The following is a 24,302-nucleotide window of genomic DNA, read 5'->3' on the forward strand; positions in this document are numbered from 1 at the left end:
CGGAGAGGCGATCGTGCTGCGCGTATTCACGCTTCTGGCGATGCTGGCGGCGCTGGTCTTCGGGCCGGTGGCGGCCCGCACGGACGCCCCGGTCCTGCCGGTGGCCGAGCGCAAGACCGTGCTGGTCATCAATTCCTACCACTGGGGCTTTGCCTGGACCGATGCCCAGGTGAGCGGGATCCTGCAGGTGCTGCGCAGTGGCGACGCGCCGCCGGAGATCTTTGTCCATGACCTGGACGCCCTGCGTCAGCCCCGCCGCGACGATGATGCGGGCACCGTCGAGCATCTGCGCCAGCGGGTTGGCGACCGGCGTGTCGACCTGGTGATCGTCACCGACGATCCGGCGCTGGACTTCGCGCTGCGTCACCGGGATGCGCTGTTTCCCAAGGCGTCGGTGGTGTTCTCGGACGTGCGTGATTTCGACCCCGTGCGGGTGCGGCCCGATGTGCCGATCACCGGTGTGCGGGAGAACGTGGACATCGTCGGCACCCTGGGCGCGGCCCGCAAGTTGCTGCCGGACGCCCGTCGGATGGTGGTGTTCGGCAATCTGGGCGGGTCGGCGACCGGCTTCGCCCACGCCCACGAGGCGCTGCTCAAGATGGGCAGCCCCCTGCCGGTGGAGCAGTATTTCGACCTGGGCCTGAGCGAGATCCTCACCATCGTGGCGCGGCTGTCGCCCAACGACATCATCCTGCCCCTGGCCACCGCGGTGGATGACCAGGGGCGCCGGCTGGATTATTCAGAGGTGATCACCCGCATGGCCCAGGTGTCGCCGGCGCCGGTGTTCGACATCACCAGCCACCGGGTGCGAGATGGGATCACCATTGGCGGCAGCGTGGAAGACGGCGTCACCCAGGGGCGGGTCGCCGCCGGGATGGCCCGGCGCGTCCTCGCCGGCACCCCGGCCCGGTCGCTGCCGGTGGTCGATGCCGAGCCGGTGCTGCTCTTCAATCACACCGTGATGGAGCGCTTTGGCGTGCCCGAAAGCCGCTTGCCCGAGGGCGCCCAACTGATCGGCAAGCCCCCCGGGGTGGTCGAGCGCAGCGGCGGTGTCTTCTGGGCGATGCTGGCGGCGCTGGTCGCCCTGACGGTGGTGATTGTGGTGTTGATCGCCAACATCAAGAGCCTCAACCGGGCCGAGTCGGTGCTGGAGCAGCGCGAGGAACACCTGCGCCTGGCGGTCGAGGGGGCCACCGACGGCATCTGGGACTGGAACCTCAAGACCGGCGCGATCTACGTGAGCCCGCGTTACTTCACGATGCTCGGCTACGAGGTGGGCGAGCTCGAACTGGGCCCCGAAGCGCTGACCCGGCAGATCCACCCGGACGACCGGGAGGCCACCGAGGCACGCTTCCGGGAGTTCATCGCCTCGCCCGATGCGGCCTTCCGGGCCGAGTTCCGGATGCGCGCCAAGAGCGGCGAGTGGCGCTGGATCCTGTCCCGCGGCGCGGTGGTCAAGCGCAAGTCGGACGGTCGGGCACTGCGGGTGGCGGGCTCGCACGCCGACATCACCGACGCCAAGATCGCCGAACAGCGGATCAGCGCGGCGCTCCACGAGAAAGAGGCGCTGCTCAAGGAGATCTACCACCGGGTGAAGAACAACCTCCAGGTGGTGGCGAGCCTGCTCACCATGCAGGGGCGCAGCGTGGACGACGCGGACGTGCGCGAGCTGTTCGAGGACAGCGCGGCGCGGGTGATGGCCATGTCCCAGGTGCACGAGCAGCTGTACCGCTCCCACGATCTGGCGAGCATCGACTTCAAGCGTTACCTGGGCCAGCTGGTGGAGCGGCTGGCGTCCCAGCACGGGCGGCAGGGGGTGCGTATCGAATCGGCGCTGGACCAGGTGGTGCTCGGCATCGAGACGGCGATCCCCTGCGCGCTGATCGTGAACGAGCTGGTCTCCAACGCCGTCAAGCACGCCTTTCCCCACGGCAGCGCGGGGCGCATCCAGGTGGGCCTGCAAGCCGACGGCGAGGACGGCGCCCGCCTGTGGGTGGAGGACGACGGGGTGGGGCTGCAGCCGGGCTTCTCGCCGGCCACCAGCCGCAGCCTTGGCTGGCGCCTGGTGGTGGGGCTGGTGAATCAGATTGGCGGCAAGCTGGTCGTCGGGGCCGACACCAGCAGCCGCATCCATTCCGGCACGCGGATCGTGATCCGCTTCCGGCCCGACGCGCCGGAGAGCCGGCGTTACGCCGACGCGTTGCCGGTGCGGGACGACGCGCCTGCCTGACGGGGCGGGTTCAGCGCGGCCCGGGGGTGCCTGGGCGCAGGTTCTGGTCGATGGCCCACACGGCGGCCTCGAGGCGAGAGCGGAACTTGAGCTTCTTCAGCAGATTCTTGATGTGCACCTTCACCGTGCCCTCGGCGATGTTGAGGTCGCGGGCGATCAGCTTGTTCGATAGCCCGCTGGCCAGGCAGCCGAGGATGTCGCGCTCCCGGTCGGTGAGCGGGGCGAGGCTGCGTTCGGCAGCCTGGGCCTCGTCGCGGAGCGAACGCGCGAGCAGCCCGTTGAGGCTCTCGCTGATGACGATGCGCCCCGAGAGCGCTTCGACGATGCGCGCCAGCAGTTCTTCGGGTTCCATGTCCTTCAGCAGGTAGCCGTCGGCGCCGGCGCGGATCGCCGCGACCAGATCGTCGGCGGCATCCGACACGGTGAGGATCAGGATGCGCGCGGCGAGGTCGGCCTCGCGGAGCGCGCGCAGGGTCTCGATGCCGCTCATCCCGCGCATGTTGAGGTCGAGCAGGATCAGGTCGGGCTCGAGGGCGCGGGCCAGCTCCAGGCCTTCCTCGCCGCTGCTGGCCTCGCCGATGAGGTGGAGCTGGTCGGACAGGGCGATGAGCTGGGAGACGCCTTTGCGGAACAGGGGGTGGTCGTCGATGATGATGACGGATGTGGTGGCGGGGGCGTTCATGGCGCGCTTCCTTGGGCGGAGGTCGGTGAATCGGAGAGGTGGGCGTCGGCGGGGAAATCCAGCTCGACCCGGGTGCCGCCGCCTTCACGGGGGCGCACGCTGATCTCGCCGGCGAGGCTCTGGGCGCGGTCGTGCATGATGACGATGCCGTAGCGATGGAGCGGGCGGTCGGCCTCGTCAAAGCCCACGCCGTCGTCGTCCACCGTCACCCGCAGGCGCTCGGCGCCGTTCGGGGCGAGGGCGATCGCCACCCGGCCCGCCTGGGCGTGGCGTTCGATGTTGGTGAGGGCCTCGCGGATGATCTGCAGCACGTGGATCTCGCGGTTGGGGGCCAGCTCGACGCCGCCCAGGCGGTTGTCGAGGGTGATCTCCAGCCCGGTGCGGCGGCGGAATTCCTGCACCGTGTCGTCGATGGCGGCGTTGAGGCCGCGCCCGTCGATGCGCAGGCGGAAGGTGGTGAGCAGCTCGCGCAGCTGGCGGTAGGCCTCGTTGAGCCCGTCGCGCAGCTCGCCGACGATCTCGGTGACGGGCTCGGGCGTGGGGCTCTTGCGCAGCAGGGTCTGCAGCCGGGTGACCTGGATCTTGAGATAGGACAGCGACTGGGCGAGGGAGTCGTGCAGCTCCCGGGCGATCACCGAGCGTTCGTCGAGCAGCGCCAGTCGGTGGCGCTCCTCGTTGCGCTGGGTCGAGGCCAGCGCGGCGCCCACGTGACGGCCGACGGTCTCGAGGAGCTCCAGCTGCCAGGGGGCGAGGGTCTGGCCCGGCGGCAGGGCAAGCAGCAGGGCGCCGTGGCTGCGGCTGCCGTCGAAGAGCGGGGCGGCAATCGTCTGGCCGCCGGCGGGCTTGGGGTGGGCCACGATGGCACGGTCGCCGCTTTCGCAGCCGTGGCAGGTGGAGCGGCACAGGGCGTCGATGGCGATGCCGTCGGCGCCGGTGCGGCAGACGGTCTCCGGCGCGTCGGCCCGGCTCAGGCAGATTGCGCCGCTCGTCACCCCGACCACCTGTTCCATGTCGTCGAGCACCTGCTGGAGCGTCGCCCGGGTCACGGCGCGCTCGGAGAGGGCGCGGGTGGTGCGGTAGAGCAGGTCGAGGGACTGGTTGCTGCGAGCGAGCTCCTCGGTCTTCTCCTGGACCCGGTTTTCCAGCTGGGCGTAGCTGCGGGACAGATCCTCGACCATGAAGTTGAAGGCCTCGCCGAGCTGGCCGAGCTCGTCCGGCTCGCGGATCGGCACCCGCACGGCGAAATCGCCGCGCCGCACCCGGTCGGCGGAGGCGAGGAGATCGTGCAGCGGAAGCAACACTTTCTGTTTCAACTGCAACACCGCTGCGGCGCCGACGATCACCAGCAACACCAGCGAAATGCCCTGCACCAGCCGCAGCAGCTGCAGCTTGTCTTCCAGGCCCTGTTCGATCAGCACCACCAGTCGGTTGATGGCGGTGACGATCTCGGCGGTCTCGGCGGAGAGCCGTCCGCCACCGGGCTGGCCGGCGGCCACTTCGGTGGCGGCCTTCTCCACAGCCGGATGGAAGCGCCCGCGCCACACGCTGCCCACCGCGTCGTAGGCCCGGCGCAGGCTTCCATCGGCGCCCTGGGGGATGGTGCGGGTGAGGTCGGGGCTGGTGAAGCGCGTCTCGAACTCGGCAATGGCCTGCTCGATGCCGCGGGCGTCGCCCTGGGCGAGGGCCGCCCCGATGGCGTAGGACTGCATGCGCAGGGAGCCGGCGAGGTTGATCGCCCGGGCTTCGCCGGACGACAGCTCGGCCACCGTGATCGAGGCGAAGATCGACACCGCGGCGAGGCTGGCGATGGCGGCGATCCACGCACCCAGGCGCAGCACCACCGAGGGGCGGCGGCGCCCGGAAGGGGGCGGCGAGGTGGGGGAGACGCCTTGGTTGGAGTGCTGGGCGGTCACGGGGCGGGCCTGGTTGTTCGGCAGGTCGCCATTCTCGCCCCGAGTCGCCTCCGGGGTCACGTCCGGTGGGTACGCAGGCCAGGAAAATGGGGTTAGACGAAAGGATAGGCTGCGGCTTTGTGCGACTCGGGAGGTGCCGCGGCGTTTTTAGGTCAAAGCTTTATAAAGCAATGGTTTGGCGCCGGTTTTGGGGTGGTGGGGCGGATACCTCGTTGGAGGTATTTGCCTTATTTTTGAGCAGGTTTGGACTCTGATCTAAGTCAACTTTCAGCCCGGTTTGGGCTCCTAGACTGCGTGCCATGTACCGGGGTCGAAGGCAGTTTTTCCCCGCATGACCCCACTTTGTAGCAGCGAGGTAAATGTGATGCGCACGAGTCTTGATGATCTGTCTCTGGTGTTGGGCGAGCTTGCCCTGTTTCGTGATCTGCCCGATACCGTGATCGCCGAGGTAGCGCGCGCAGCCCATGTGGTGAGCCTGCCCAAGGGGGCGGCGATCTACGCCTCGGGCGAGCGTCCGAAGGCGCTCTTCCATGTGATGTCCGGGCACCTGAAGGTGGCGGTGTCGTCGCCGGAGGGCGGCGAGAAGGTCATCGAGATCCTGTCGCCCAACCAGCTGTTCGGCGTGGCCGAACTGTTCGGCGATGCGCCCTACGTGTCGTCGGTGGAGACCGTGTCGCCGGTGGTGCTGGTGTCGGTCGGCCGCGACGGCATCTTCCGGGCCATGGACAGCGAGCCGCGCCTGATGCGCCGGATGCTCGCCGCGGTGGCCCAGCGTCAGTCGTCCATCGAGCGCGACATTGCCGCCGACTGCCTGCAGTCCGGCTCGGCCAAGGTGGTGGAATACCTGCGCCGGATGGGCGCCGCGGCGGCGGCGAAGGCGGCGCGGATCGAGCTGGAGCTGGCGATCCCCAAGAACGTGCTGGCGGCGCGCATGGGCTTCACGCCGGAAACCCTGTCGCGGATCTTCCGCGAGCTGTCGGATGCGGGCTTCATCCAGGTGCTGGGCAAGCACGTCACCCTGACCGAGAAATTCACCCGCCAGTACGCCTGTGGCACCGAGCGCGCCCTGGCCGAGCGGCGCCCGGCGAGCCGCAGCGGCGTGTGGTTCGACCGCCCCGCCGCCGTGCCCACCGGCCACGCGGCCTGGAACTGATCGCACCGCGCCGGTGGCGCGGTATGCTGACGCTCTTCCCAACAGTGAGGAGCGTTCGATGGCAACGGTTCAGGATTCCGATTTCGACAGTCTCGTTCCCGGCCTGCCCCTGAGCCGGCGGACCTTCGTCGGCGGTTCGCTGGCGGCGGGTTTTGCGCTGGCCGTGCAGCCGGCCCTCGGGCAGAGCGTGGTCGTCACGCCGGCCGACGGGCTGGTGGCGGGCGAGATCACGGTGCCGGCGCCCGACGGCGTCGCCCTCAAGGCCTACCGTGCCCAGCCCGCGGGCAAGGGGCCTTTCCCCACCGTGCTGGTGGTGCAGGAAATCTTCGGGGTTCACGAATACATCCGCGATGTGTGCCGGCGCCTGGCCCGCCAGGGCTATCAGGCCATCGCGCCCAACCTGTTCCAGCGCCAGGGCGACCCGGCGGGCATCGACAGCGTGGCGGACATTCTGGCGAAGGTGGTGAGCAAGGTGCCGGACGCCCAGGTGCTGGCCGACCTGGACGCCACCGCCGCGTGGGCTGCAGCCAATGGCGGCGATGGGGCGCGGCTGGGCATCACCGGCTTCTGCTGGGGCGGGCGCATCACCTGGCTGTACGCCGCCCACAACCCGAAGCTGAAGGCCGGCGTGGCCTGGTATGGCCGCCTGACCGGGGTCGCCAGCGCGATGACGCCCCACCATCCGATCGACGTGGTGGACAAGATCAGCGCCCCGGTGCTGGGCCTTTATGGCGCCAAGGATCAGGGCATCCCGGTGTCCGACGTGGACGACATGAAGGCCGATCTCGCGAAGGCCGGCAAGCGGGTGGAGTTCGTGGTGTATCCGGATGCCGGCCACGCGTTTCACGCCGACTACCGCCCGAGCTACCGGGCTGCGGATGCGGCGGATGGCTGGGGCCGGCTGCTGGCGTGGTTCAAGGCCAGCGGGCTCTGATCCCCGTCAGGCGGGTTCAGGCTGGCTCGCGCAGGGCGTCCCGCAGCAGGGTTTCCATCTCGGCCGCCGGGCGCGGCGGCGAGAAAAGGTAGCCCTGCATCGTCCGGCAGCCGGCTTCGCGCAGGAAATCCCGCTCGGCGGCGGTCTCGACGCCTTCGGCCACCACGTCCAGCCCCAGATGGCGGGCCATCGCCAGGATGGCGGTGGTGATGCCCGCGTCGTTGGGGTTGTCGAACAGGCCGTGGACGAAGCTGCGGTCGATCTTCAGGCTGCCGATGGGCAGGCGCTTGAGGTGGGCGATGGATGAATAGCCGATGCCGAAATCGTCCAGCGCGAAATGCACGCCGGCCGCCCGCAGCCGGTGCAGTTCGGCTGCGATGGCCGGGTCGCCGTCCATTACCAGCCCTTCGGTGAGTTCCAGCACCAGCCGCCCGGCATCGAGCCCGTGGTGGGCGAGGAGCGCCATCAGTCCGTGGGTGAAATCCGGCATCCGCAGCTGGCTGCCGGACAGATTGACGGCGATCCGCGCCGGGGCGATGCCGGCCCGCTGCCACGCGGCGCCCTGGGCGCAGGCGGCGTCCAGCGCCCGGTGGCCGAGGGGGATGATGAGCCCGCTCTCTTCGGCAACCGGAATGAAGGCCGAGGGCTCGAGCAGCCCGCGCTCCGGGTGTTGCCAGCGCAGCAGCGCCTCGACACCGACGATGCGGCTGTCGGCGGTATCGACGATGGGCTGGTAGTGCAGCACGAACTCACCGCGCTCCAGCCCCTTGCGGATGTCGTTCTCGAGCTTGAGCCGTTCGACCGCCTGATGGGTCAGGTCCTCGCTGTACATCTGCCAGTTGTTCCGGCCGCGCTCCTTGGCGTGGTACATGGCGGTGTCGGCGTGCTTGAGCAGGGTGGCCGCGTCGGTGCCGTCTTCGGGGTACATGGCGATGCCGATGCTGGCGCCGATGCTCACCTCGGCGTCTTCTGCCCGGAAGGGCCGGGCGAGGGCGCTGCGCACCCGCTGGGCGATCTGGATGGCGGCACGCGCGTCTTCGAGGGACGGCAGGGCGATCACGAACTCGTCGCCACCCAGGCGCGCCAGGTGCAGGGGCGGGCTCGGTTCGTCGGCGCCGGGCCGGGAGACGATGTCGCTGACCCGCAGTTTCTCCTTCAGGCGCAGGGCCACTTCGCGCAGCACCACGTCGCCGGTGTCGTGGCCGAGGGTGTCGTTGATGCGCTTGAAGCCGTCCAGATCAAGGAACAGCAGGGCGAGCTTGCGGCGCTCGCGGGCGGAGCGATGGAGCTCCTGCTCAAGCCGCTCGACGAAATGCTGGCGGTTGGGCATGCCGGTGAGCGGGTCGTAGTAGGCCAGCCGGCGGATCTTCTCTTCGTTCTGCTTTTCGCGGGTGATGTCGCGCACCACGGCGATCACCTGATCCTGGCTGCTGCGGGCGAGGCGTGCCTCGTAGTGCCTGTCCTGGCCGTCGACCGGGAGGGTGAGCACGAGGGCCTGGAGCATGCCGTCCGCGAGGGCCCGCCGGAGGTTGTCGTCCAGCTGCTCGGCGAGCCCGGCGGGCAGCACGTCGGCCACCCGCCGGCCGATGAACAGGCGTGGCTGGATGGCGTCGCGGCGGCCGGCGCCGGCCTTGGCGTCGAGGATCATGCCGTCGCCGCGCAGGGTGAACAGCATGTCGGGGATGGCGCGCACGATGGCGGCCTGGCGGGCTTCGAGGGCCTTCTGGACGCGCACGCTCTCGGCGGCGCGCAGCACGTAGCGGGCCCGATGGCCGAGAATCGGCCAGTTGATGGGCTTGGCCATGAAGTCGTTGGCGCCCACCTCTTAGGCGAGGTTGATGGAGGCGAGGTCGTCCATCCCGGTGACCATGATGACCGGCAGGTCGCTGGCGGCCCAGCGGCGGCGGAGCCGGCGGCACACCTCGAAGCCGTCGAGGCCCGGCATGCCCACGTCGAGGAGCATCAGGTCGGGCGGCTGCCGGTCCACGGCGGCCAGGGCTTCGGCACCGTCGCTGGCTTCAACGACCGTGAAGCCGCTCTGTTCGAGGGCTTCCCGTTCGAGCAGGCGGGCGGTGAAGTCGTCGTCGACGATCAGGACGCGGGGCGGTGGCGGGGTGTCAGGATTCGACATGGCGGGCGTTTCCTTCGAGGGTGGCCTCCAGGGCCTGGCAGACCCTGGACCACTCTTCGTCGATGGTGGCCAGGATGCGCTGGGCTGCTTCCGGGCTGGTGGTGTGCGCGGTGGCTTCGAGGGCCTTGAACCGGGCGGCGAGCCCTTCGGCGCCCACGTGGGCGGTGCTCGACTTGAGGTAATGGGCGGTCCGCCGCAGGGATTCGGTATCGGCCTCGCGCAGGCTGCGGCCGATTTCGGCGAGACGCGGCGGGGTTTCGGCGAGGAAGCTGCGGATCACCCGGTCGACGAGGGCGGGGCCGTTGGGGCCGGGGATGCGGCGGATCGCATCGAGCGCCGCGGGGTTGATCGGCTCATCGCCCACAGGGGGCGGGGGCAGGGATGGCTGGCTCGCCTCGGGCGTCGCGTGGTGCCCGCCGGGCAGCCAGGTGGAGAGCATCCGCGAGAGCTGCTCGCGGGTGAAGGGCTTGCTGAGGTAGGCGTCCATGCCGGCGGCGAGGCAGCGTTCCCGGTCGCCGGAGACGGCGTTGGCGGTGAGGGCGATCACCGGCAGCGGGCGGATCTGGCCTTCGTCCTGCAGCACGCGGATCCGCGCGGTGGCTTCGAGGCCGTCCATCTCGGGCATCTGGCAGTCCATCAGCACCAGGTCGAAGTGGCCGCTGCGGACCTTTTCGATGGCCTCGCAGCCGTTGTTGGCGAGGGTGCACTGCAGCCCGAAGGACTGGAGCATGGCCTGCGCCAGCTGTTGGTTGACCGGGTTGTCCTCGGCCACCAGCACGTGGCCGCTGAGCCCGGTGGCCGGCGCCGCCGGTGTGGGGGTGGGGGCGCTGCGGGGCGTCTGGAACAAGACGGTGGCGATGGCGTCGTAGAGGTCGGACTGGCGCACCGGCTTGGTGAGCACGCCATCGGCGGACGTGGCCTGGCCGGCGCCGACCGGGGCGACGACGAGCAGGGGCAGGGCGGCGAAGGCGGGCTGGCGGCGGATGGCGTCGGCCAGCCGGGTGCTGTCCATCTCCGGCTGGTGCAGGTCGATGATCGCGAGGTCGTAGCCGGTGCGGCGGGTGGCGGCCCGTTCGAGGGCGCGCAGGGCGTCGGCGCCGCTGGCCACGCCGGCAGGCTGCATCGACCAGCCCTGGATGATCTGGCCGATGGTGTGGCGCTGGCTGGTGTTGTCGATCGCCAGCAGTACCCGGCGGCCGGCCAGCTGCCCGGCCGGGGTGAGGGGCGAGGTGGCGTCGCTGGCCTGCTTGACGAGGGGCAGCTCGATCCAGAAGCAGGTGCCTTCGCCAGGGTTGCTGTCGAGCCCGATCTGCCCGCCCATCAGCTCGACCAGCCGGCGGGTGATCGCCAGCCCGAGGCCGGTGCCGCCGTAGCGCCGGGTGGTGGAGTTGTCGGCCTGGGAGAAGGCGCTGAAGATCCGGTCGTGGGCGTCGGGGGCGATGCCGATCCCGCTGTCCTTGACCTCGATGCGGTAGCGGGCGCGGGCGTCGTCTTCGTCCAGCAGCTGGGCGCGGATGACGATCTCGCCCTGGTGGGTGAACTTGACCGCATTGCTCATCAGGTTGGTGAGGATCTGGCGCAGGCGTACCGGGTCGCCGCGCAGGGCGAGCGGGGCGTCGTGGGGCACCGCGCAGACCAGCTCGACGCCCTTGGCTTCGGCGGCGCGGGCGAACATGTAGCCCACGTCCTCGATGAGCTGGCGCAGGTGGAAGTCGATGGTTTCGAGCTCGAGCTTGCCGGCCTCGACCTTCGAGAAGTCGAGGATGTCGTTGATGATGTTGAGCAGGTGCTCGCCGGATTGGTAAACCGCATCCGAGAAGCGCGCCTGCTGGGCGTTGAGGGGCGTGCTCCGGAGCATCTCGGTCATGCCGAGGATGGCGTTCATCGGCGTGCGGATCTCGTGGCTCATGGTGGCGAGGAAGTCGCTCTTGGCCTGGTTGGCCGCCTCGGCGAGCTCCTTGGCGCGGCGCAGTTCGAGGGTGCGGGTCTCGATCTTGTGTTCGAGCTGGTCCCGGTGGCTGGCGAGGCTGCGGTCGCGCTCCTGGATCTGTTCGAGCATGGCGTTGAAGCCCCGGGCCAGCTCGCCGATCTCGTCGTCGGAGACCACCGGTGCGCGGACGCCGTAGTCGGCGCCGGCGGTGACGCGGTCCATCACGTCCACGAGGCGGGTCATGGGGTCGGTGATCGTCTGGTTGAGCCGCGCCAGCAGCCCGTGGGCGATGGCCAGGGCGATGAGGATCACCACCGCGAAGGCGATGATGTGCCACATCAGGCGCAGGTAGAGCTTGCCCAGGTCAAAGCGCAGGGTCACCGCGCCGGCCTGGGCGCCATCGACCCGGATCGGCTGGGTGACGTCCAGCGCCGACAGGCTGAGGAGGTAGCCGGCGGCCGGCGCCTGGGTGAGCACCGGGGCGGCGCCCGTGCCGGCCTGGGTGTAGGTGGCGAGGGGCTGGCCGGTGGGTTTCCACAGGGCGGCGAAGCGCACCTGGTGGTCGTCGGCCAGGGAGCGCAGGAAGCCTTCGGCCGCCACCTGATCGTCGAACACCACCGCCGAGGCGCTGTTGCGGCCGACGAACTCGGCCTTGGTGCGGGCTTCCTCGATGAAGGTGGAGCGCAGTTCGAAGTAGTCGTGAACCGCCAGCAGCAGCACCGCGATGAGAAACGCGCTGCCGGTGGTGAGCAGGTTGATGAGGCGCAGCTTCTTGCGCAGCGAACCCGCCCGGAGGAGCTTTTCGAGGAGCGAGGGTGGGCGTTCGGCGGCGGACATCAGCGGCCTCCCTTGCCGTCGCGGACCAGCCGGGCGAGCCGGAGGATCTGGGAACTGAGCTTGAGCCCGGCCCGCTGGGCGGCATCCGGGTTGGCCTCGAAGCGCACCTTGTCGCCTTCCATGTAAAGGCCGATGACGCCGCCGGCGCTGGCGAAACCGTCGGATTCGCCCACCGTGAGCACCGGGGCGCTGCCCAGCGACTGGAGCACCGGGAGCGCGCTGGCGCGGCCGGTGATGACCAGGATGTGGCACTGGCCGCCTTCATCGGCGCGGGCGAGGAGGCGTACGTCCACCGCCTTGCCGCGCACCGGGGGCTTGGATTCGAGGGCCGCGACGGCCTCGGTGAGGTCGCTGCCGTTGCCGGTGACGCAGATGCGCAGCCGGGGCGAGCGGTTCCACGGGTCGTCCGGCCATTCGGAGAACTTGGCGAAGTTGTAGATGAAGGCGGCCTTCACCGCGTTCTCCTCGGCGATCTCCGGTGCGGCCGGCGCGGCCGGGCTGGTCAGGGCGAGCAGGGCCCACACGGCCAGGTACACGGCGTGGTGGCGGAAGCGGGCAGTCATGACGCGGGCTGCCATCAGAAGCGGTACACCGCCTTCAGGCGATAGCTGCGGCCGTCCTGCGCGAGGCGGTCACGCTGGGGCACGGTGGGGTCGTAGGCGGTGGCGTCGAAGTAGCGGTTGTCGAAGAGGTTGTAGACCGAGGCCGACCATTCCCAGTTGTTGCCGGCCATGGGGCGCAGCAGGGTGAGGTTGGCGAGGCCGTGGTCGGGCACCATGCCGGCGTGGGTCTTGCGGGCGGCGAACCACTGGGCTTCGGTGCCCAGGCGCAGGGATTGCCAGGGCAGGGGCACCGACAGGTTGAGCTTGCCGATGACGTTGGGCGAGTTGGTGAGATCGTTGCCGTTGGCGTCGTGGGCGTGCTGGAGTTCGAGGCTGGTGCGCAGGCGGGCGCCATTGGTCCACAGCTTCTCGATTTCCAGCTCGACACCGCGGGCCGAGCTGCGGCCGGCGTTGACGTACTGGAGCAGGCCGGAGCGGGCTTCGGTGGTCTGGTCGATCAGGCCGGCCAGGCGATAGACGTAGGCGGTGCCGAGCAGGCGGGTCTGGCTGTCCAGGTAGTGCTCGACGCTGGTTTCCCAGGTGGTGATCTTTTCGGCGCGCAGCCGCGGGTTGGCGATGGCGCTGCCGGCGTAGCTGTAGTTGCTCTCGTAGACGTTGGGCGCCCGGAAGGCGGTGCCGTACTGGAGCTTCCAGACCGTCTGGGCCGACAGCCGATACACCGCGCCCAGCCGTGGACTGAACTGGGCGCCCTGGCCAGTGACCTGATCCACCCGGCCGCCCACCGAGAGCTTGAGGTCGGGCGTCCATTGGAAATCGTCCTGCACGAACACGCCGCTGCGCTCGCTCTGGCGGTGGTCGTCGGCGTTGAGCTGGTAGGGCGCCGTGTCGTAGTTGCGCTGGTTCTGGATGCGGTTGCGCTGGTGCTCGATGCCGGCGACGAGCTTGTTGCGGGCCGAGAGGCTGGTCACCAGCTTGAGCTCGACGCCGTACCAGCTGCCGTGGGCTTCGTCGTGGTTGCGTACCGGCGGCGTGCCCAGAAGGGCGGGGGCCGAGTAGGTGTAGTCCGACAGGTAGGCGCGGCCGGAGAGTTCGGTGGCGGCGTCGAGGGCGCGGGTGTAGTCGACGGCGAGGTAGCTCTGGGTGTCGGTGTAGGCGCGGCCGCGGTCGTTGAACTCGGCCCCGAAGGCGCCGGTGGGCACGCCCTTGGCCCGCCGGCTGGCGGCGGTGGTGAGGCGCAGGCCGTCGATGCCGACGCGGGCGAAGACGCTGCCCTGGCGGGTGTAGTCGGTGTGGGCGGTGTGGCCGTTGTGGGTGGCCGGGGTGTCGAACTCGGGGAAGTACAGCGCCGGGCCGGTGGCGTTCATCCCGGAGACCGAGGCGAGGAAGTCGGCGCCGTTGTCGAGGCGCTTGCCCACGCTGGCCCGGCCGTCGATGGTGTTGTGGCTGGAAATGCGCCCGCCGAGTTCGCCGCCTGAAAGATCGGCGCCGCTGCGCGTGATGAGGTTGATCACGCCGAACACGGCGTTGCCGCCGTAGATCGAAGAGCCCGGCCCGCGGATGACTTCGATGCGATCGACGATGTCCAGGTCGATGATGCCGTCGGTGCCGATGTAGGCCTGGTCGTAGATGGCGTCATTGACCCGCTGGCCATCGACCAGCAGCAGCACGCGGGTGTTGTAGTCCTGGGGGCGGGCGAAGCTGCGGGCCCCCACGTAGTCGTAGCCCCGGTCGCTATGGGTGTAGAAGCCGTGGAGGCTGCGCAACACCTCGGCGACGGTGCGCCAGCCGAACTGGCGGATGTCGTCGCGGGTGACGACGCTGACGGCGGCGGTGGTCTCGGAGGCTTTCTGCTCGAAGCGCGAGGCGCTCACCACCGGCACGTCGATGAGCTGGTCGAGGGACAGCTCGGTCAGGTCGTCGGCGCCGTGGGCGCAGGCGGAGCAGCCCGCCAGGGCCAGCGCGATGCATTTGAGGCTGGCGTGGGGGGAGGAGGCGTTCTTCATCGGGGCTGGCGATGTGACGCAGCCCCGCTTCAGAGATGGCTTCGGGGTTCAGGGCTGCGCGTGATTGGATGACGCAATCCTAACGGCCCGATGCCCGCGAACTTGAGCCGGCCGGAACGCCCGGCCGTGAGTGGTTTAACGCAGCGAGATCACCGGCCAGCCGTGATTGCCGGCGTGAGCCCGCAGGGTGTCGTCCGGGTCGACGGCCACGGGGTTGCCAACCTTGTTCATCAGCGGCAGATCGTTGTGAGAGTCGCTGTAGAAGCTGCTCTTGGCAAAGCTCTCCCAGCACAGGCCGAGGCTTTCGAGCCAGGCCTCGACGCGCTCGATCTTGCCGGCCTTGAAGGCCGGGGTGCCGCGGGGCTTGCCGGTGAAGGCGCCGTCTTCCTGGGCCGGAATGGTGGCGACCAGGTGCGGGATGCCAAAGGCCCGGGCGATGGGGCCGGTGACGAAGCTGTTGGTGGCGGTGACGATGGCCACCACCGCGCCGGAATCCAGGTGCTGCTTGACCAGCGCCTGGGCCTTGGGCGTCATCATCGGGCGGACGCGGGTGTCCATGAACTCGCGGTGCCAGGCGTCGAGCTGGGCGCGGCTGTGGCGGGCCAGGGGCTTCAGCTGGAAGTCGAGGAACTCGAAGATGTCCAGCGTGCCGGCCTTGTACTGGTCGTAAAACTGCTGGTTGCGGGCTTCGTAGACTTCCTTGTCGAGCACGCCCTTGGAGATCAGGAATTGGGCCCACTCGAAATCCGAGTCGCCAGCGAGCAGGGTGTTGTCGAGGTCGAAAAGTACGAGTTCCATGGTGTGCGCTTAAAGGGTCGGGTCGCGCTGCAGGACTTCCCGCAGCAGGGGCAGGGTGACGGCGCGCTTGCGTTCGAGCGAGGCGGCGTCGAGGGCGTCGAGGGTGCGCAGCAGGCTGGTGAGATCGCGCCGGCCGTGGCGCAGCAGGTATTGCACCAGCTCGGGTTCGAGGCGCAGCCCGCGGGTGGCGGCCTGGGCCTGGAGGATGGCGTTGCGGTCGTCGTCGGTGAGGCCCTTGACCTCGAAGATCAGGCTCTGACCAATGCGGGTGCGCAGATCCTCGCGCAGCGCCAGCTGCAGCGGGGCAACTGCGCCGCTGGTGACGAGGGTCATCTTCTGGCCGCGGGCAGCGTTGAAGGCGCGGAACAGGGCGATCTGGGCGTCAGGGCCGAGGGCCTCCACGTCATCGACCGCCAGCAGCAGGCCGGGCGCTTCGGGCAGGGTGGCGCCGACATCGGCGGCCTGCAGGTAGCACGCCGGGCGGCCGGCCTGGGCAGCGGCGGTGACGACGCTCTTCAGCAGATGGCTGCGGCCGCTGCCGGCGTCGCCCCACAGGAAGAGGTGCTGGGGCACATCGGCCACGGGCACGGCTTCGTAGAGGGCGGCGAGCAGGTCGGCGTTGGCGGCAGCGACGAAATTTTCCAGCAGCGGCGGTGAGTCGGCGCGCAGGTCGAGGGTGAGTTGCTTCACGCGGATGGGGGCACGCGATTGTTGCGACGGCGCACCCGGCAGGGGCGGGCCGGCGACATTTCGGCTAAAATTCGGGTTTGTTTGCGTGGCAGGGGCCAAAACCCCGGCGCAAGGCCCGTTAATGTAGCCGGTTCCGGCGGGGTGCTCAATCCGATGAGCGTTCCCGGTGGCATCCGGACGCTTCTGAAGAGATCACAGAACCCATGAGTTCCCTTACTTATCGTGACGCCGGCGTGGACATCGACGCCGGCGATGCCCTGGTCGACCGCATCAAGCCCTTTGCCAAGCGCACCATGCGCCCGGAGGTGCTGGGCGGCATCGGCGGTTTCGGCGCCCTGTTCGAGATCTCCAAGAAGTTCAAGGAGCCGGTGCTCGTCTCTGGCACCGACGGCGTGGGCACCAAGCTCAAGCTGGCCTTCCAGCTCAACAAGCACGACACCGTCGGCCAGGATCTGGTGGCGATGAGCGTCAACGACATCCTGGTGCAGGGCGCCGAGCCGCTGTTCTTCCTCGACTACTTCGCCTGCGGCAAGCTGGATGTGGACACCGCCGCCACCGTCGTCCAGGGCATCGCCCAGGGCTGTGAGCTCTCCGGCTGTGCGCTGATCGGCGGCGAAACCGCCGAGATGCCCAGCATGTACCCCGATGGCGAATACGACCTCGCCGGTTTCGCGGTGGGCGCGGTGGACAAATGCAACCTCATCGACGGCTCCACCATCCGCCCGGGTGACGTGGTGCTGGGCCTCGCTTCCAGTGGTGCCCACTCCAATGGTTACTCCCTGATCCGCAAGGTCATCGAGATCGCCAAGCCCAACCTCGAAGGCGACTTCCACGGCCGCAAGCTGAAGGACGTGATCATGGAGCCGACCCGCATCTACGTGAAGTCGCTGCTCGCGCTGATGGAAAAGCGCGCTGGCCTCGTGAAGGGCATGGCCCACATCACCGGCGGCGGCCTGCTCGAGAACGTGCCCCGCGTGCTGGCCGACAACCTGACCGCCGTGCTCAAGAAGGACGCGTGGGAAATGCCCTACCTGTTCCAGTGGCTCCAGCACGCCGGCAATGTGGATGCCCAGGAAATGTACCGGGTGTTCAACTGCGGCGTCGGCATGGTGGTGATCGTCGCCGCCGAAGATGCCGAGATGGCCGCCGCCCAGCTGCGCGCCACCGGCGAGACGGTGTACAAGCTTGGCACCATCGAAGCCCGCGCCGAAGGCCAGGCTCAGACCGTGGTGGTGTAAGCGCCAGCGGGCCTGCCCGCACAAGGCAATGAAAAACGGGCCCGAGCGGCCCGTTTTTCATTGCCGCATCTCCTCACTCATCTCTCCTTACTCCTCACTGCCTAAGTGTTGCTTTTGAAACTCACAGAGTTACAATTGAAACAACGTATCCCGGAGCCGATCATGACCGCCCCTCAAGCCGCCGTCACCGACGACATCGACCGCAAGGCCGTGGCAGGCATGCTGATGCAGCTTTTCGACCACTGGAAACTCAGCACCGAAGAGCAGCTCGACGCCCTCGGCTTTGCCACTTCCAATCGCGCCGTGCTGGCGCGCTACCGCAAGGGCGAGGCCTTGTCGGGCAGCCGCGACACGCTGGAGCGGGCTGGCCACCTGCTGGGCATCCACAAGAACCTGCGCCTGCTCTTTCCCCATAACCGCGAGCTGGCCTATGCGTGGATGAAGACCCGCAACCGGGCCTTCGAGCACCGTTCGCCCATCGACGTGATCCGCGAGTTCGGCTTTGCCGGCCTGCTGATGGTGCTGGCTTACCTCGACCGGGCGCGCGGCCAGTGATCGACCCGATATTCGCCCAGGCACGCCTCGCCGAAACCCACGGCGATCTGGTGCGCAACATCGTGTCGATCCGCGTCTCGCAGGATCTCTTCGACGACCTTTCCGACAACCCGGCCGACTGGCAGACCGCGATCAAGCTCGAGCTCGCCACCAAGCCGCGGATGTTCGTCTCGCCGGTGCCGGTGATCGACCGGCCCTTCGAGGACGCCCGCTGGAACGACGCCATCCACTATCCCTTCCGCCACTGGATGAAGAGCCGCTATTCCGACGGCAGCTTTGGCGTGTGGTACGGCGCCGATACGGTGGAGACGAGCGTCCATGAAACCGTGCATCACTGGCGCAGCGGGCTGCTGGACGACGCCGGCTTCACCCAGCCCGGTGTGCGCATCGAGCGCAAGTGCTACCGGGTGCGCTGCGACGCGGCGCTGGTGGATCTGCGCCCCACGGCGCTGGCCTTTCCGGCGCTGGTCGATCCCGACGATTACGGCCTGACCCATCAGGTGGGCGCGCGCCTGCACCGGGAAGGCCACCCCGGCCTCGTCACCGCCTCGGCCCGCTGCAATGGCGAGGTGTACGCGGTGCTGAACCCGGCGGTGCTGTCCGACCCGCGCCAGATGTGCTTCCTCACCTACACGACCACCGCCACCGGTATCGCCGTGGAGCGGGAGCCGGGCAGCGCGTGGATGCAGCTGTGACCCCGGGCGGGGTTTCACGGAATCTTCATTTCAATATTTGTTGAAGCGTTGTATAGTTGCGGCATGGAAACCAGAACAGCAACCACGATCTTCGAATCCCTCTCGTCCGGCTGGCGGCTGGAAGCCTTCCGGCTGCTCGTCCGCCAGGGGCCGGAGGGCATGGTGGCGGGCGACATCGCCAGCGCGCTCGACATCTCGCCGTCGAGTCTGTCCTTCCACCTCAAGGCCCTGGCCCACGCCGGGCTGGTGTCGGTGGAGCAGGAGGGGCGCTTTCAGCGTTACCGGGCCAACATCCCGCTGATGCTCGATCTGATCGCCTACCTCACCGAAGAATGCTGTTCCGGCCAGCCCGAAAAATGCGCCGACCTGCGGGCCGCCTCGTGCTGCCCCGAAGCCGTGCTGCCGCCCATCCCCGCTGCCGACGAAAAACCCTGACCATGAACGTGCTGTTTCTGTGCACCGGCAATTCCTGCCGGTCGATCCTCGCCGAGGCCACCTTCAACCACCTGGCGCCGGCCGGCTGGCGTGCCCTCAGCGCCGGCAGCAAGCCCGCCGGCTACGTGCATCCCCGCTCGCTCGCGCTCTTGGCGCGGGAAGGCATCGCCATCGATGGCTACCACAGCAAGTCGTGGGACGCGCTGCCGGTGACGCCGGACGTGGTGGTCACCGTGTGTGCCAGCGCCGCCGGCGAGACCTGCCCGGTTTACCTCGGCCCCGTGCTGCGCACCCACTGGGGCGTGGAAGATCCGGCCCACGCCACCGGTACCGACGCCGAGATCGACGCGGCCTTTGACACCGCCTACCGCATCCTGCGCGCCCGCATCGAAGCCTTCCTGGCGCTGCCGCTGGATACGCTCCAGCACGACCGCGCAGCCCTGAAGGCCGAGCTGGATCGCATCGGCCAGCTTTTGCCGTGATCAATATTTCAATATTGTTAAAGGAGTCAAAATGAAAGCCCTCCAGATTTTCGATCCGGCCCTGTGTTGCAGCACCGGCGTGTGCGGTGTGGATGTGGATCAGGCCCTCGTCCAGTTTTCCGCCGATGTGGATTGGGCGCGCCAGCAGGGCGCCAGCGTCGAACGCTTCAACCTGGCCCAGGAGCCCATGGCCTTTGCCGGCAACCCGGTGGTCAAGGGCTTCCTCGAACGCTCCGGCGCCGAAGCGCTGCCCCTGGTGCTGCTGGATGGCGAAGTGGCGCTGGCCGGCCGCTACCCGGCCCGGGCCGAGATCGCCCGCTGGCTGGGGCTGGCCGACGCCGCGCCGGACGCGCCCAAGCCCTGCTGCAGCGGCAGCAAGTGCTGCTGAGCCCGGAGGCCGCCATGCAATTTCTCGAGGCGCTGCCGCGCTTTGTGTTCTTCACCGGCAAGGGCGGCGTGGGCAAGACATCCATCGCCTGCGCCACCGCCATCGACCTCGCCGCCCGCGGCCGGCGCGTGCTGCTGGTGAGCACCGACCCGGCCTCCAACGTCGGACAGGTGTTTGGCGTGGAGATCGGCAACCGGATCACGCCGATCCCCGCGGTGCCCAACCTCTCGGCCCTCGAGATCGACCCGCAGGCGGCCGCCCAGGCCTACCGTGACCGCATCGTCGGGCCGGTGCGCGGGCTCTTGCCCGACAGCGTGGTGAAGGGCATCGAGGAGCAGCTCTCCGGCGCCTGCACCACCGAGATCGCCGCCTTCGACGAATTCACCGGGCTGCTGGTGGATTCCAGCCTGACCCACGACTACCAGCACATCGTCTTCGACACCGCGCCCACCGGCCACACCATCCGCCTGCTGCAGCTGCCCGGCGCGTGGAGCGGCTTTCTGGAGGCGGGGAAGGGCGACGCGTCCTGCCTCGGTCCGCTGGCCGGGCTGGAGAAGCAGCGCAGCCAGTACAAGGCGGCGGTGGATGCCCTGGCCGACGGCGCGCGCACCCGGCTGGTGCTGGTGACCCGCGCCCAGAAGGCGACCCTGCGCGAAGTGGCGCGCACCCACGACGAGCTTGCAGCCATCGGCATCGACCGGCAGTTTCTGGTCATCAACGGCCTCTTGCCGGCGGGCGAGGCGGAGGGCGACCCACTTGCCGCAGCGATCTTCGCCCGGGAGCAGGCGGCCCTCGCCGCGATGCCCGCCGGGCTGGCCGGCCTGCCCACCGACCGGATCGCCCTCAAGCCCTTCAACCTGGTGGGGCTGGATGCGCTGCGCCAGCTCTTCGTGGCGGCAAACGTGGGCCGGGCCGACGACGAGGCGCCGGTAACGCCGCCCGCCGCGCCGGACATCGCCGGGCTGGTGGATGGCATTGCCGCCGACGGCCACGGGCTGGTGATGCTGATGGGCAAGGGCGGCGTGGGCAAGACGACCCTCGCCGCGGCGGTGGCGGTGGAGCTCGCCCGGCGCGGCCTGCCGGTGCATCTCACCACCTCCGATCCGGCCGCCCATCTGGCCGAGACGCTGGAGGGCTCGCTCGATCAGCTCACCGTCAGCCGCATCGACCCGGCCGCCGAGACCGAGCGCTACCGTCAGCACGTGCTGGATACGCAGGGCGCCAAGCTTGACGCCCAGGGCCGGGCGCTGCTGGAGGAAGACTTGCGCTCGCCCTGCACCGAGGAGATCGCCGTCTTCCAGGCCTTCTCCCGGATCATCCGCGAGGCGGGGCGCAAGTTCGTGGTGATGGACACCGCGCCCACCGGCCACACCCTGCTGCTGCTCGACGCCACCGGCGCCTATCACCGGGAGATCGTGCGCCAGATGGGCAGCGGTGGCACCCACTTCACCACGCCGATGATGCAGCTCCAGGACCCGAAGCGGACCAAGGTGCTGATCGTCACGCTGGCCGAAACCACGCCGGTGCTGGAAGCCGCCAACCTGCAGGCCGACCTGCGCCGCGCCGGCATCGAGCCGTGGGCGTGGGTCATCAACAACAGCGTGGCCGCGGCCGGGCCGAGGTCGGCACTGCTGCGTCGCCGCGCCCGCAACGAGCTGGCCGAGATCGAGAACGTGGCTGCGCGCCACGCCAGCCGCTACGCCCTGGTGCCGCTGCTGCGCGACGAGCCGGTGGGCGTGGAACGGCTTTGCCAAATGGTCCGCCGGACCCAAGCCAACCAAGGAGCGTGATATGTCGGACAAGATCTACAACGTGCTTTTTCTGTGCACCGGCAATTCGGCCCGGAGCATTCTCGCCGAAGCCATCCTCAACAAGGTGGGCGAGGGGCGCTTCCGGGCCTTCAGCGCTGGCAGCCACCCGGCGGGACAGGTCAATCCGCTGGCCATCGAACTCCTGAAGCGCAACCACATGCTCACCGAGGGGCTGCGCAGCAAGAGCTGGGACGAGTTTGCCGGCCCTGATTCGCCGCATCTCGATTTCGTGTTTACCGTGTGCGACAACGCCGCCGGCGAGGTGTGCCCGGTGTGGCCCGGTCAGCCGATGACGGCCCATTGGGGGCTGGAAGACCCGGCGGCTGTCGAGGGCTCGGTCGACGCCAAGCAGCACGCCTTCTCCCAGGCATTGCTGATCCTCCACCGGCGCATTTCGCTGTTTGCCAGCCTGCCCATTGCCAAGCTGGACGGCATGGCGCTCAAGCACGAGCTCGACGAGATCGGCCGTGGTCATCGAGGTGAATCGTGAGTGAAGTAAGCCGCAAACTGTCTTTCCTCGACCGTTACCTGACGGTCTGGATCTTTGCCGCCATGGCGCTGGGCGTGGCCCTGGGCAATCTGGTGCCGGGCATCGAAGGGGCGATCAACCGCTTTCAGGTGGGCACCACCAACATCCCCATCGCCATCGGGCTGATCCTGATGATGTACCCGCCCTTTGCCAAGGTGCGCTACGAGGAGTTGCCCGACGTCTTCTGCGACCGCAAGGTGCTGGGCCTGTCGCTGGTGCAGAACTGGGTGATCGGGCCGGTGCTGATGTTTGCGCTGGCGGTGATCTTCCTGCCCGACAAGCCGGAGTACATGGTCGGGCTGATCCTCATCGGGCTGGCCCGCTGCATCGCGATGGTGATCGTGTGGAACGAGATCGCCAAGGGCTCGACCGAATACGCTGCCGGGCTGGTGGCCTTCAATTCGATCTTCCAGGTGCTGTTCTACAGCGTGTACGCGTGGTTCTTCGTGACGGTGCTGCCGCCGATGTTCGGGCTGACCGGCGCGGTGGTGGACATCTCCATCGGCCAGATCGCCGAGAGCGTGCTGATCTACCTGGGCATCCCCTGTGCGGCCGGGGTGCTGACCCGCGTGGTGATGCTGCGCTTTGTATCCAAGGAGTGGTACCACACCCGCTTCGTGCCGAAGATCGGGCCGATCACCCTGGTGGCGCTGCTGTTCACCATTGTGGTGATGTTTGCCCTGAAGGGCCGGATGATCGTCACCATCCCGATGGATGTGGTGCGCATCGCGATCCCGCTCTTGATCTACTTCGTGGTGATGTTCTTCGCGTCGTTTGCCATGAGCCGCAAGGCCGGGGCGGGCTACGGCAAGTGCACGACGCTGTCCTTCACCGCGGCCAGCAACAACTTCGAGCTGGCGATCGCGGTGGCGGTGGCGGTGTATGGCATCGACTCGGGCGCGGCCTTCGCGGCCGTGATCGGGCCGCTGGTGGAGGTGCCGGTGATGATCGGGCTGGTCAATGTGTCGCTGTGGCTTCAGCGGCGCTGGTTTGGTGCGACGGCGGGCTGATAGCTGCCAACTCGCAGGTGTAAAAAAGCCCCGGAAGGCTCGGCCTTCCGGGGCTTTTTGCGCTGATGCCGCAGGGGCGATCAGGCGAAGTTCGCGGAGGCGAAATCCCAGTTGGCCAGGCTGGCCAGGAAGGTTTCGACGAACTTCGGACGCAGGTTGCGGTAGTCGATGTAGTAGGCGTGTTCCCACACGTCGATGGTCAGCAGCGGCTTGCCTTCGCCGGTCTTCAGCGGGTTGCCGGCGGCGCCGGTGTTGACGATGTCGACGCTGCCGTCAGCCTTCTTGACCAGCCAGGTCCAGCCGGAACCGAAGTTGCCCACGGCGGAAGCCTGGAAGGCCTTCTTGAACTCGTCGAAGGAGCCCCACTTGGCGTTGATGGCGTCGGCCAGCGCGCCGGTCGGAGCGCCGCCGCCGTTCGGCTTCATGCAGCTCCAGAAGAAGGTGTGGTTCCAGACCTGGGCGGCGTTGTTGTAGATGCCGCCGGCCGGGGCCTTCAGGAAGGTCTCTTCAACGGACAGGTTCTCGTATTCGGTGCCCGGGATGAGGTTGTTCAGATTGACCACGTAGGCGTTGTGGTGCTTGGCGTAGTGGTAGTCGAAGGTTTCTTCGGACAGGTGCGGAACCAGCGCGTTCTTGGCGTAGGGCAGTTCGGGCAGGGTGTGAGCCATTGATGTTCTCCGGGTTTTGGTTGGGGTTTCAATTGCCCGACTATTCTAGTCGGGATTTGATTCACTGCACAATCGGACGCGGCTAGACCTCATCCGGCTGCCGCTGCACCATGCGTTATTTTGCACCGGGTTCAGCCTTTTTTGCTGTTCACCGTTGCATCGACCTCGCCGACGTGGAATTCGACCCGGATACGCGAACCGGGTTCAAGGCTCGCCGCGTCCCGCACGATCGCGCCGTCGGCGTCGCGGGTGATGCTGTAGCCGCGCGCCAGCACGCCTTTCGGATCGAGGTGGGAGAGGTGCTGGCCGAGGGCGTCGAGGCGATCCTGCTGGCGCTGGATCAGGCTGCGTCCGGCGCGCTCCAGCCGGGCCGCGAGGGTGTCGACGGTGCGCTTGCGGGCGGCCAGATCGGGCCGGCGGGCAGTGAGGCGGAGCCCCAGCGCCGTGGTTCGGGCCTGGCTGGCGGCGAGCTGGCGCTGAATGCGGGCTTGCAGGCGCTGCTCCAGGTTGCCCAGGCGCAGGCGGGCCTGCTCGATGCGCTGGCGCGGATGGGTGAGCCGCGCGGCGGCCCGGTCGAGGCGCTGGGCGGCGGTCTCGAAGCGCCGCTGCATGGCGCGGGAGAGGCGC

General features: G+C 68.7%; 23 protein-coding genes. 12 read left to right on the plus strand and 11 right to left on the minus strand.

Annotated features, from left to right (window positions below):
- Positions 1-13 precede the first annotated feature (13 nt).
- Complete coding sequence (locus QQK25_RS14655) at positions 14-2,230, plus strand: histidine kinase dimerization/phosphoacceptor domain -containing protein (RefSeq protein WP_284188585.1); 2,217 nt, start codon at positions 14-16, stop codon at positions 2,228-2,230.
- A gap of 10 nt (positions 2,231-2,240) precedes the next feature.
- On the opposite strand, the gene narL is transcribed toward QQK25_RS14655, so the two are convergent.
- The gene (gene narL, locus QQK25_RS14660) at positions 2,241-2,912 is read right to left on the minus strand and encodes a two-component system response regulator NarL (protein WP_153160919.1); all 672 of its coding nucleotides are present in this window, start codon (positions 2,910-2,912) and stop codon (positions 2,241-2,243) included.
- Complete coding sequence (locus QQK25_RS14665) at positions 2,909-4,825, minus strand: histidine kinase (RefSeq protein ID WP_284188586.1); 1,917 nt, start codon at positions 4,823-4,825, stop codon at positions 2,909-2,911. Before QQK25_RS14665 ends, narL begins: the two co-directional genes overlap by 4 nt.
- Before the next feature lie 364 nt (positions 4,826-5,189).
- Here QQK25_RS14665 and QQK25_RS14670 point away from each other — a divergent pair, with 364 nt between their 5' ends.
- Together QQK25_RS14670 and QQK25_RS14675 are read left to right on the plus strand one after the other, a co-directional pair.
- On the plus strand, positions 5,190-5,978 hold the full coding sequence (locus QQK25_RS14670; RefSeq protein ID WP_284188587.1) for a Crp/Fnr family transcriptional regulator: 789 nt from the start codon (positions 5,190-5,192) through the stop codon (positions 5,976-5,978).
- 58 nt (positions 5,979-6,036) lie between these two features.
- Complete coding sequence (locus QQK25_RS14675) at positions 6,037-6,912, plus strand: dienelactone hydrolase family protein (RefSeq protein ID WP_284188588.1); 876 nt, start codon at positions 6,037-6,039, stop codon at positions 6,910-6,912.
- A 16-nt stretch (positions 6,913-6,928) separates the two neighbouring features.
- Here QQK25_RS14675 and QQK25_RS14680 read toward each other — a convergent pair whose 3' ends face one another.
- The 7 genes from QQK25_RS14680 to hda form a co-directional block, all read right to left on the minus strand.
- On the minus strand, positions 6,929-8,716 hold the full coding sequence (locus tag QQK25_RS14680; protein WP_284188589.1) for a putative bifunctional diguanylate cyclase/phosphodiesterase: 1,788 nt from the start codon (positions 8,714-8,716) through the stop codon (positions 6,929-6,931).
- Positions 8,717-8,737: 21 nt separating this feature from the next.
- The gene (locus QQK25_RS14685; protein WP_284188590.1) at positions 8,738-9,043 is read right to left on the minus strand and encodes a response regulator; all 306 of its coding nucleotides are present in this window, start codon (positions 9,041-9,043) and stop codon (positions 8,738-8,740) included.
- Complete coding sequence (locus tag QQK25_RS14690; RefSeq protein WP_284188591.1) at positions 9,030-11,810, minus strand: response regulator; 2,781 nt, start codon at positions 11,808-11,810, stop codon at positions 9,030-9,032. Before QQK25_RS14690 ends, QQK25_RS14685 begins: the two co-directional genes overlap by 14 nt.
- Entirely contained in the window at positions 11,810-12,388 is a 579-nt protein-coding gene (locus tag QQK25_RS14695; protein WP_284188592.1) for a YfiR family protein, read from the minus strand. The genes QQK25_RS14690 and QQK25_RS14695 overlap by 1 nt, the downstream gene beginning before the upstream one ends.
- Entirely contained in the window at positions 12,388-14,376 is a 1,989-nt protein-coding gene (locus tag QQK25_RS14700) for a TonB-dependent receptor plug domain-containing protein (RefSeq protein ID WP_284188593.1), read from the minus strand. The genes QQK25_RS14695 and QQK25_RS14700 overlap by 1 nt, the downstream gene beginning before the upstream one ends.
- Before the next feature lie 135 nt (positions 14,377-14,511).
- On the minus strand, positions 14,512-15,174 hold the full coding sequence (locus QQK25_RS14705) for a histidinol-phosphatase (protein ID WP_284188594.1): 663 nt from the start codon (positions 15,172-15,174) through the stop codon (positions 14,512-14,514).
- A 9-nt stretch (positions 15,175-15,183) separates the two neighbouring features.
- On the minus strand, positions 15,184-15,864 hold the full coding sequence (gene hda, locus QQK25_RS14710; RefSeq protein ID WP_153160928.1) for a DnaA regulatory inactivator Hda: 681 nt from the start codon (positions 15,862-15,864) through the stop codon (positions 15,184-15,186).
- A gap of 203 nt (positions 15,865-16,067) precedes the next feature.
- Between hda and purM the strand changes: the two genes are divergently transcribed.
- The 9 genes from purM to arsB all read left to right on the plus strand — a co-directional run bounded on the left by purM (position 16,068) and on the right by arsB (position 23,007).
- Positions 16,068-17,102 (plus strand): phosphoribosylformylglycinamidine cyclo-ligase, encoded by a 1,035-nt coding sequence (gene purM / locus QQK25_RS14715; RefSeq protein ID WP_284188595.1) that lies wholly within the window; start codon positions 16,068-16,070, stop codon positions 17,100-17,102.
- Positions 17,103-17,264: 162 nt separating this feature from the next.
- Positions 17,265-17,657, plus strand: a complete 393-nt coding sequence (locus QQK25_RS14720; protein ID WP_284188596.1) for an MbcA/ParS/Xre antitoxin family protein — start codon at positions 17,265-17,267, stop codon at positions 17,655-17,657.
- On the plus strand, positions 17,654-18,352 hold the full coding sequence (locus QQK25_RS14725; protein WP_284188597.1) for an RES family NAD+ phosphorylase: 699 nt from the start codon (positions 17,654-17,656) through the stop codon (positions 18,350-18,352). Before QQK25_RS14720 ends, QQK25_RS14725 begins: the two co-directional genes overlap by 4 nt.
- A 63-nt stretch (positions 18,353-18,415) precedes the next feature.
- A complete protein-coding gene (locus QQK25_RS14730) occupies positions 18,416-18,787 on the plus strand; it encodes an ArsR/SmtB family transcription factor (protein ID WP_284188598.1) in 372 nt (123 codons plus the stop codon).
- Positions 18,788-18,789: 2 nt separating this feature from the next.
- A complete protein-coding gene (locus QQK25_RS14735; RefSeq protein ID WP_284188599.1) occupies positions 18,790-19,269 on the plus strand; it encodes an arsenate reductase ArsC in 480 nt (159 codons plus the stop codon).
- Between the two features lie 31 nt (positions 19,270-19,300).
- On the plus strand, positions 19,301-19,657 hold the full coding sequence (gene arsD, locus QQK25_RS14740) for an arsenite efflux transporter metallochaperone ArsD (RefSeq protein ID WP_284188600.1): 357 nt from the start codon (positions 19,301-19,303) through the stop codon (positions 19,655-19,657).
- 14 nt (positions 19,658-19,671) lie between these two features.
- On the plus strand, positions 19,672-21,447 hold the full coding sequence (arsA, locus tag QQK25_RS14745; RefSeq protein ID WP_284188601.1) for an arsenical pump-driving ATPase: 1,776 nt from the start codon (positions 19,672-19,674) through the stop codon (positions 21,445-21,447).
- A gap of 1 nt (position 21,448) precedes the next feature.
- Complete coding sequence (locus tag QQK25_RS14750) at positions 21,449-21,958, plus strand: arsenate reductase ArsC (RefSeq protein ID WP_284188602.1); 510 nt, start codon at positions 21,449-21,451, stop codon at positions 21,956-21,958.
- On the plus strand, positions 21,955-23,007 hold the full coding sequence (gene arsB / locus QQK25_RS14755; RefSeq protein WP_284188603.1) for an ACR3 family arsenite efflux transporter: 1,053 nt from the start codon (positions 21,955-21,957) through the stop codon (positions 23,005-23,007). The genes QQK25_RS14750 and arsB overlap by 4 nt, the downstream gene beginning before the upstream one ends.
- 80 nt (positions 23,008-23,087) lie before the next feature.
- On the opposite strand, the gene QQK25_RS14760 is transcribed toward arsB, so the two are convergent.
- Both QQK25_RS14760 and QQK25_RS14765 read right to left on the minus strand, forming a co-directional pair.
- Entirely contained in the window at positions 23,088-23,675 is a 588-nt protein-coding gene (locus tag QQK25_RS14760) for a superoxide dismutase (RefSeq protein WP_284188604.1), read from the minus strand.
- A 131-nt stretch (positions 23,676-23,806) separates the two neighbouring features.
- On the minus strand, positions 23,807-24,302 hold a 496-nt coding region (locus QQK25_RS14765), incomplete at its 5' end, for an exodeoxyribonuclease VII large subunit (RefSeq protein WP_284188605.1).

The sequence above is a fragment of the Zoogloea oryzae genome (assembly GCF_030161255.1).
Taxonomy (GTDB): Bacteria; Pseudomonadota; Gammaproteobacteria; order Burkholderiales; family Rhodocyclaceae; genus Zoogloea; species Zoogloea oryzae.

What these genes read in the sequence shown, in the direction of transcription:
- narL (WP_153160919.1), bottom strand. Translation starts at nt 2,912, where the DNA reads ATGAACGCCCCCGCCACCACATCCGTCATCATCATCGACGACCACCCC.
- QQK25_RS14670 (WP_284188587.1), top strand. Translation starts at nt 5,190, where the DNA reads ATGCGCACGAGTCTTGATGATCTGTCTCTGGTGTTGGGCGAGCTTGCC.
- QQK25_RS14675 (WP_284188588.1), top strand. Translation starts at nt 6,037, where the DNA reads ATGGCAACGGTTCAGGATTCCGATTTCGACAGTCTCGTTCCCGGCCTG.
- QQK25_RS14680 (WP_284188589.1), bottom strand. Translation starts at nt 8,716, where the DNA reads ATGGCCAAGCCCATCAACTGGCCGATTCTCGGCCATCGGGCCCGCTAC.
- QQK25_RS14685 (WP_284188590.1), bottom strand. Translation starts at nt 9,043, where the DNA reads ATGTCGAATCCTGACACCCCGCCACCGCCCCGCGTCCTGATCGTCGAC.
- QQK25_RS14690 (WP_284188591.1), bottom strand. Translation starts at nt 11,810, where the DNA reads ATGTCCGCCGCCGAACGCCCACCCTCGCTCCTCGAAAAGCTCCTCCGG.
- QQK25_RS14695 (WP_284188592.1), bottom strand. Translation starts at nt 12,388, where the DNA reads ATGGCAGCCCGCGTCATGACTGCCCGCTTCCGCCACCACGCCGTGTAC.
- QQK25_RS14700 (WP_284188593.1), bottom strand. Translation starts at nt 14,376, where the DNA reads ATGAAGAACGCCTCCTCCCCCCACGCCAGCCTCAAATGCATCGCGCTG.
- QQK25_RS14705 (WP_284188594.1), bottom strand. Translation starts at nt 15,174, where the DNA reads ATGGAACTCGTACTTTTCGACCTCGACAACACCCTGCTCGCTGGCGAC.
- purM (WP_284188595.1), top strand. Translation starts at nt 16,068, where the DNA reads ATGAGTTCCCTTACTTATCGTGACGCCGGCGTGGACATCGACGCCGGC.
- QQK25_RS14720 (WP_284188596.1), top strand. Translation starts at nt 17,265, where the DNA reads ATGACCGCCCCTCAAGCCGCCGTCACCGACGACATCGACCGCAAGGCC.
- QQK25_RS14730 (WP_284188598.1), top strand. Translation starts at nt 18,416, where the DNA reads ATGGAAACCAGAACAGCAACCACGATCTTCGAATCCCTCTCGTCCGGC.
- QQK25_RS14735 (WP_284188599.1), top strand. Translation starts at nt 18,790, where the DNA reads ATGAACGTGCTGTTTCTGTGCACCGGCAATTCCTGCCGGTCGATCCTC.
- arsD (WP_284188600.1), top strand. Translation starts at nt 19,301, where the DNA reads ATGAAAGCCCTCCAGATTTTCGATCCGGCCCTGTGTTGCAGCACCGGC.
- arsA (WP_284188601.1), top strand. Translation starts at nt 19,672, where the DNA reads ATGCAATTTCTCGAGGCGCTGCCGCGCTTTGTGTTCTTCACCGGCAAG.
- QQK25_RS14750 (WP_284188602.1), top strand. Translation starts at nt 21,449, where the DNA reads ATGTCGGACAAGATCTACAACGTGCTTTTTCTGTGCACCGGCAATTCG.
- QQK25_RS14760 (WP_284188604.1), bottom strand. Translation starts at nt 23,675, where the DNA reads ATGGCTCACACCCTGCCCGAACTGCCCTACGCCAAGAACGCGCTGGTT.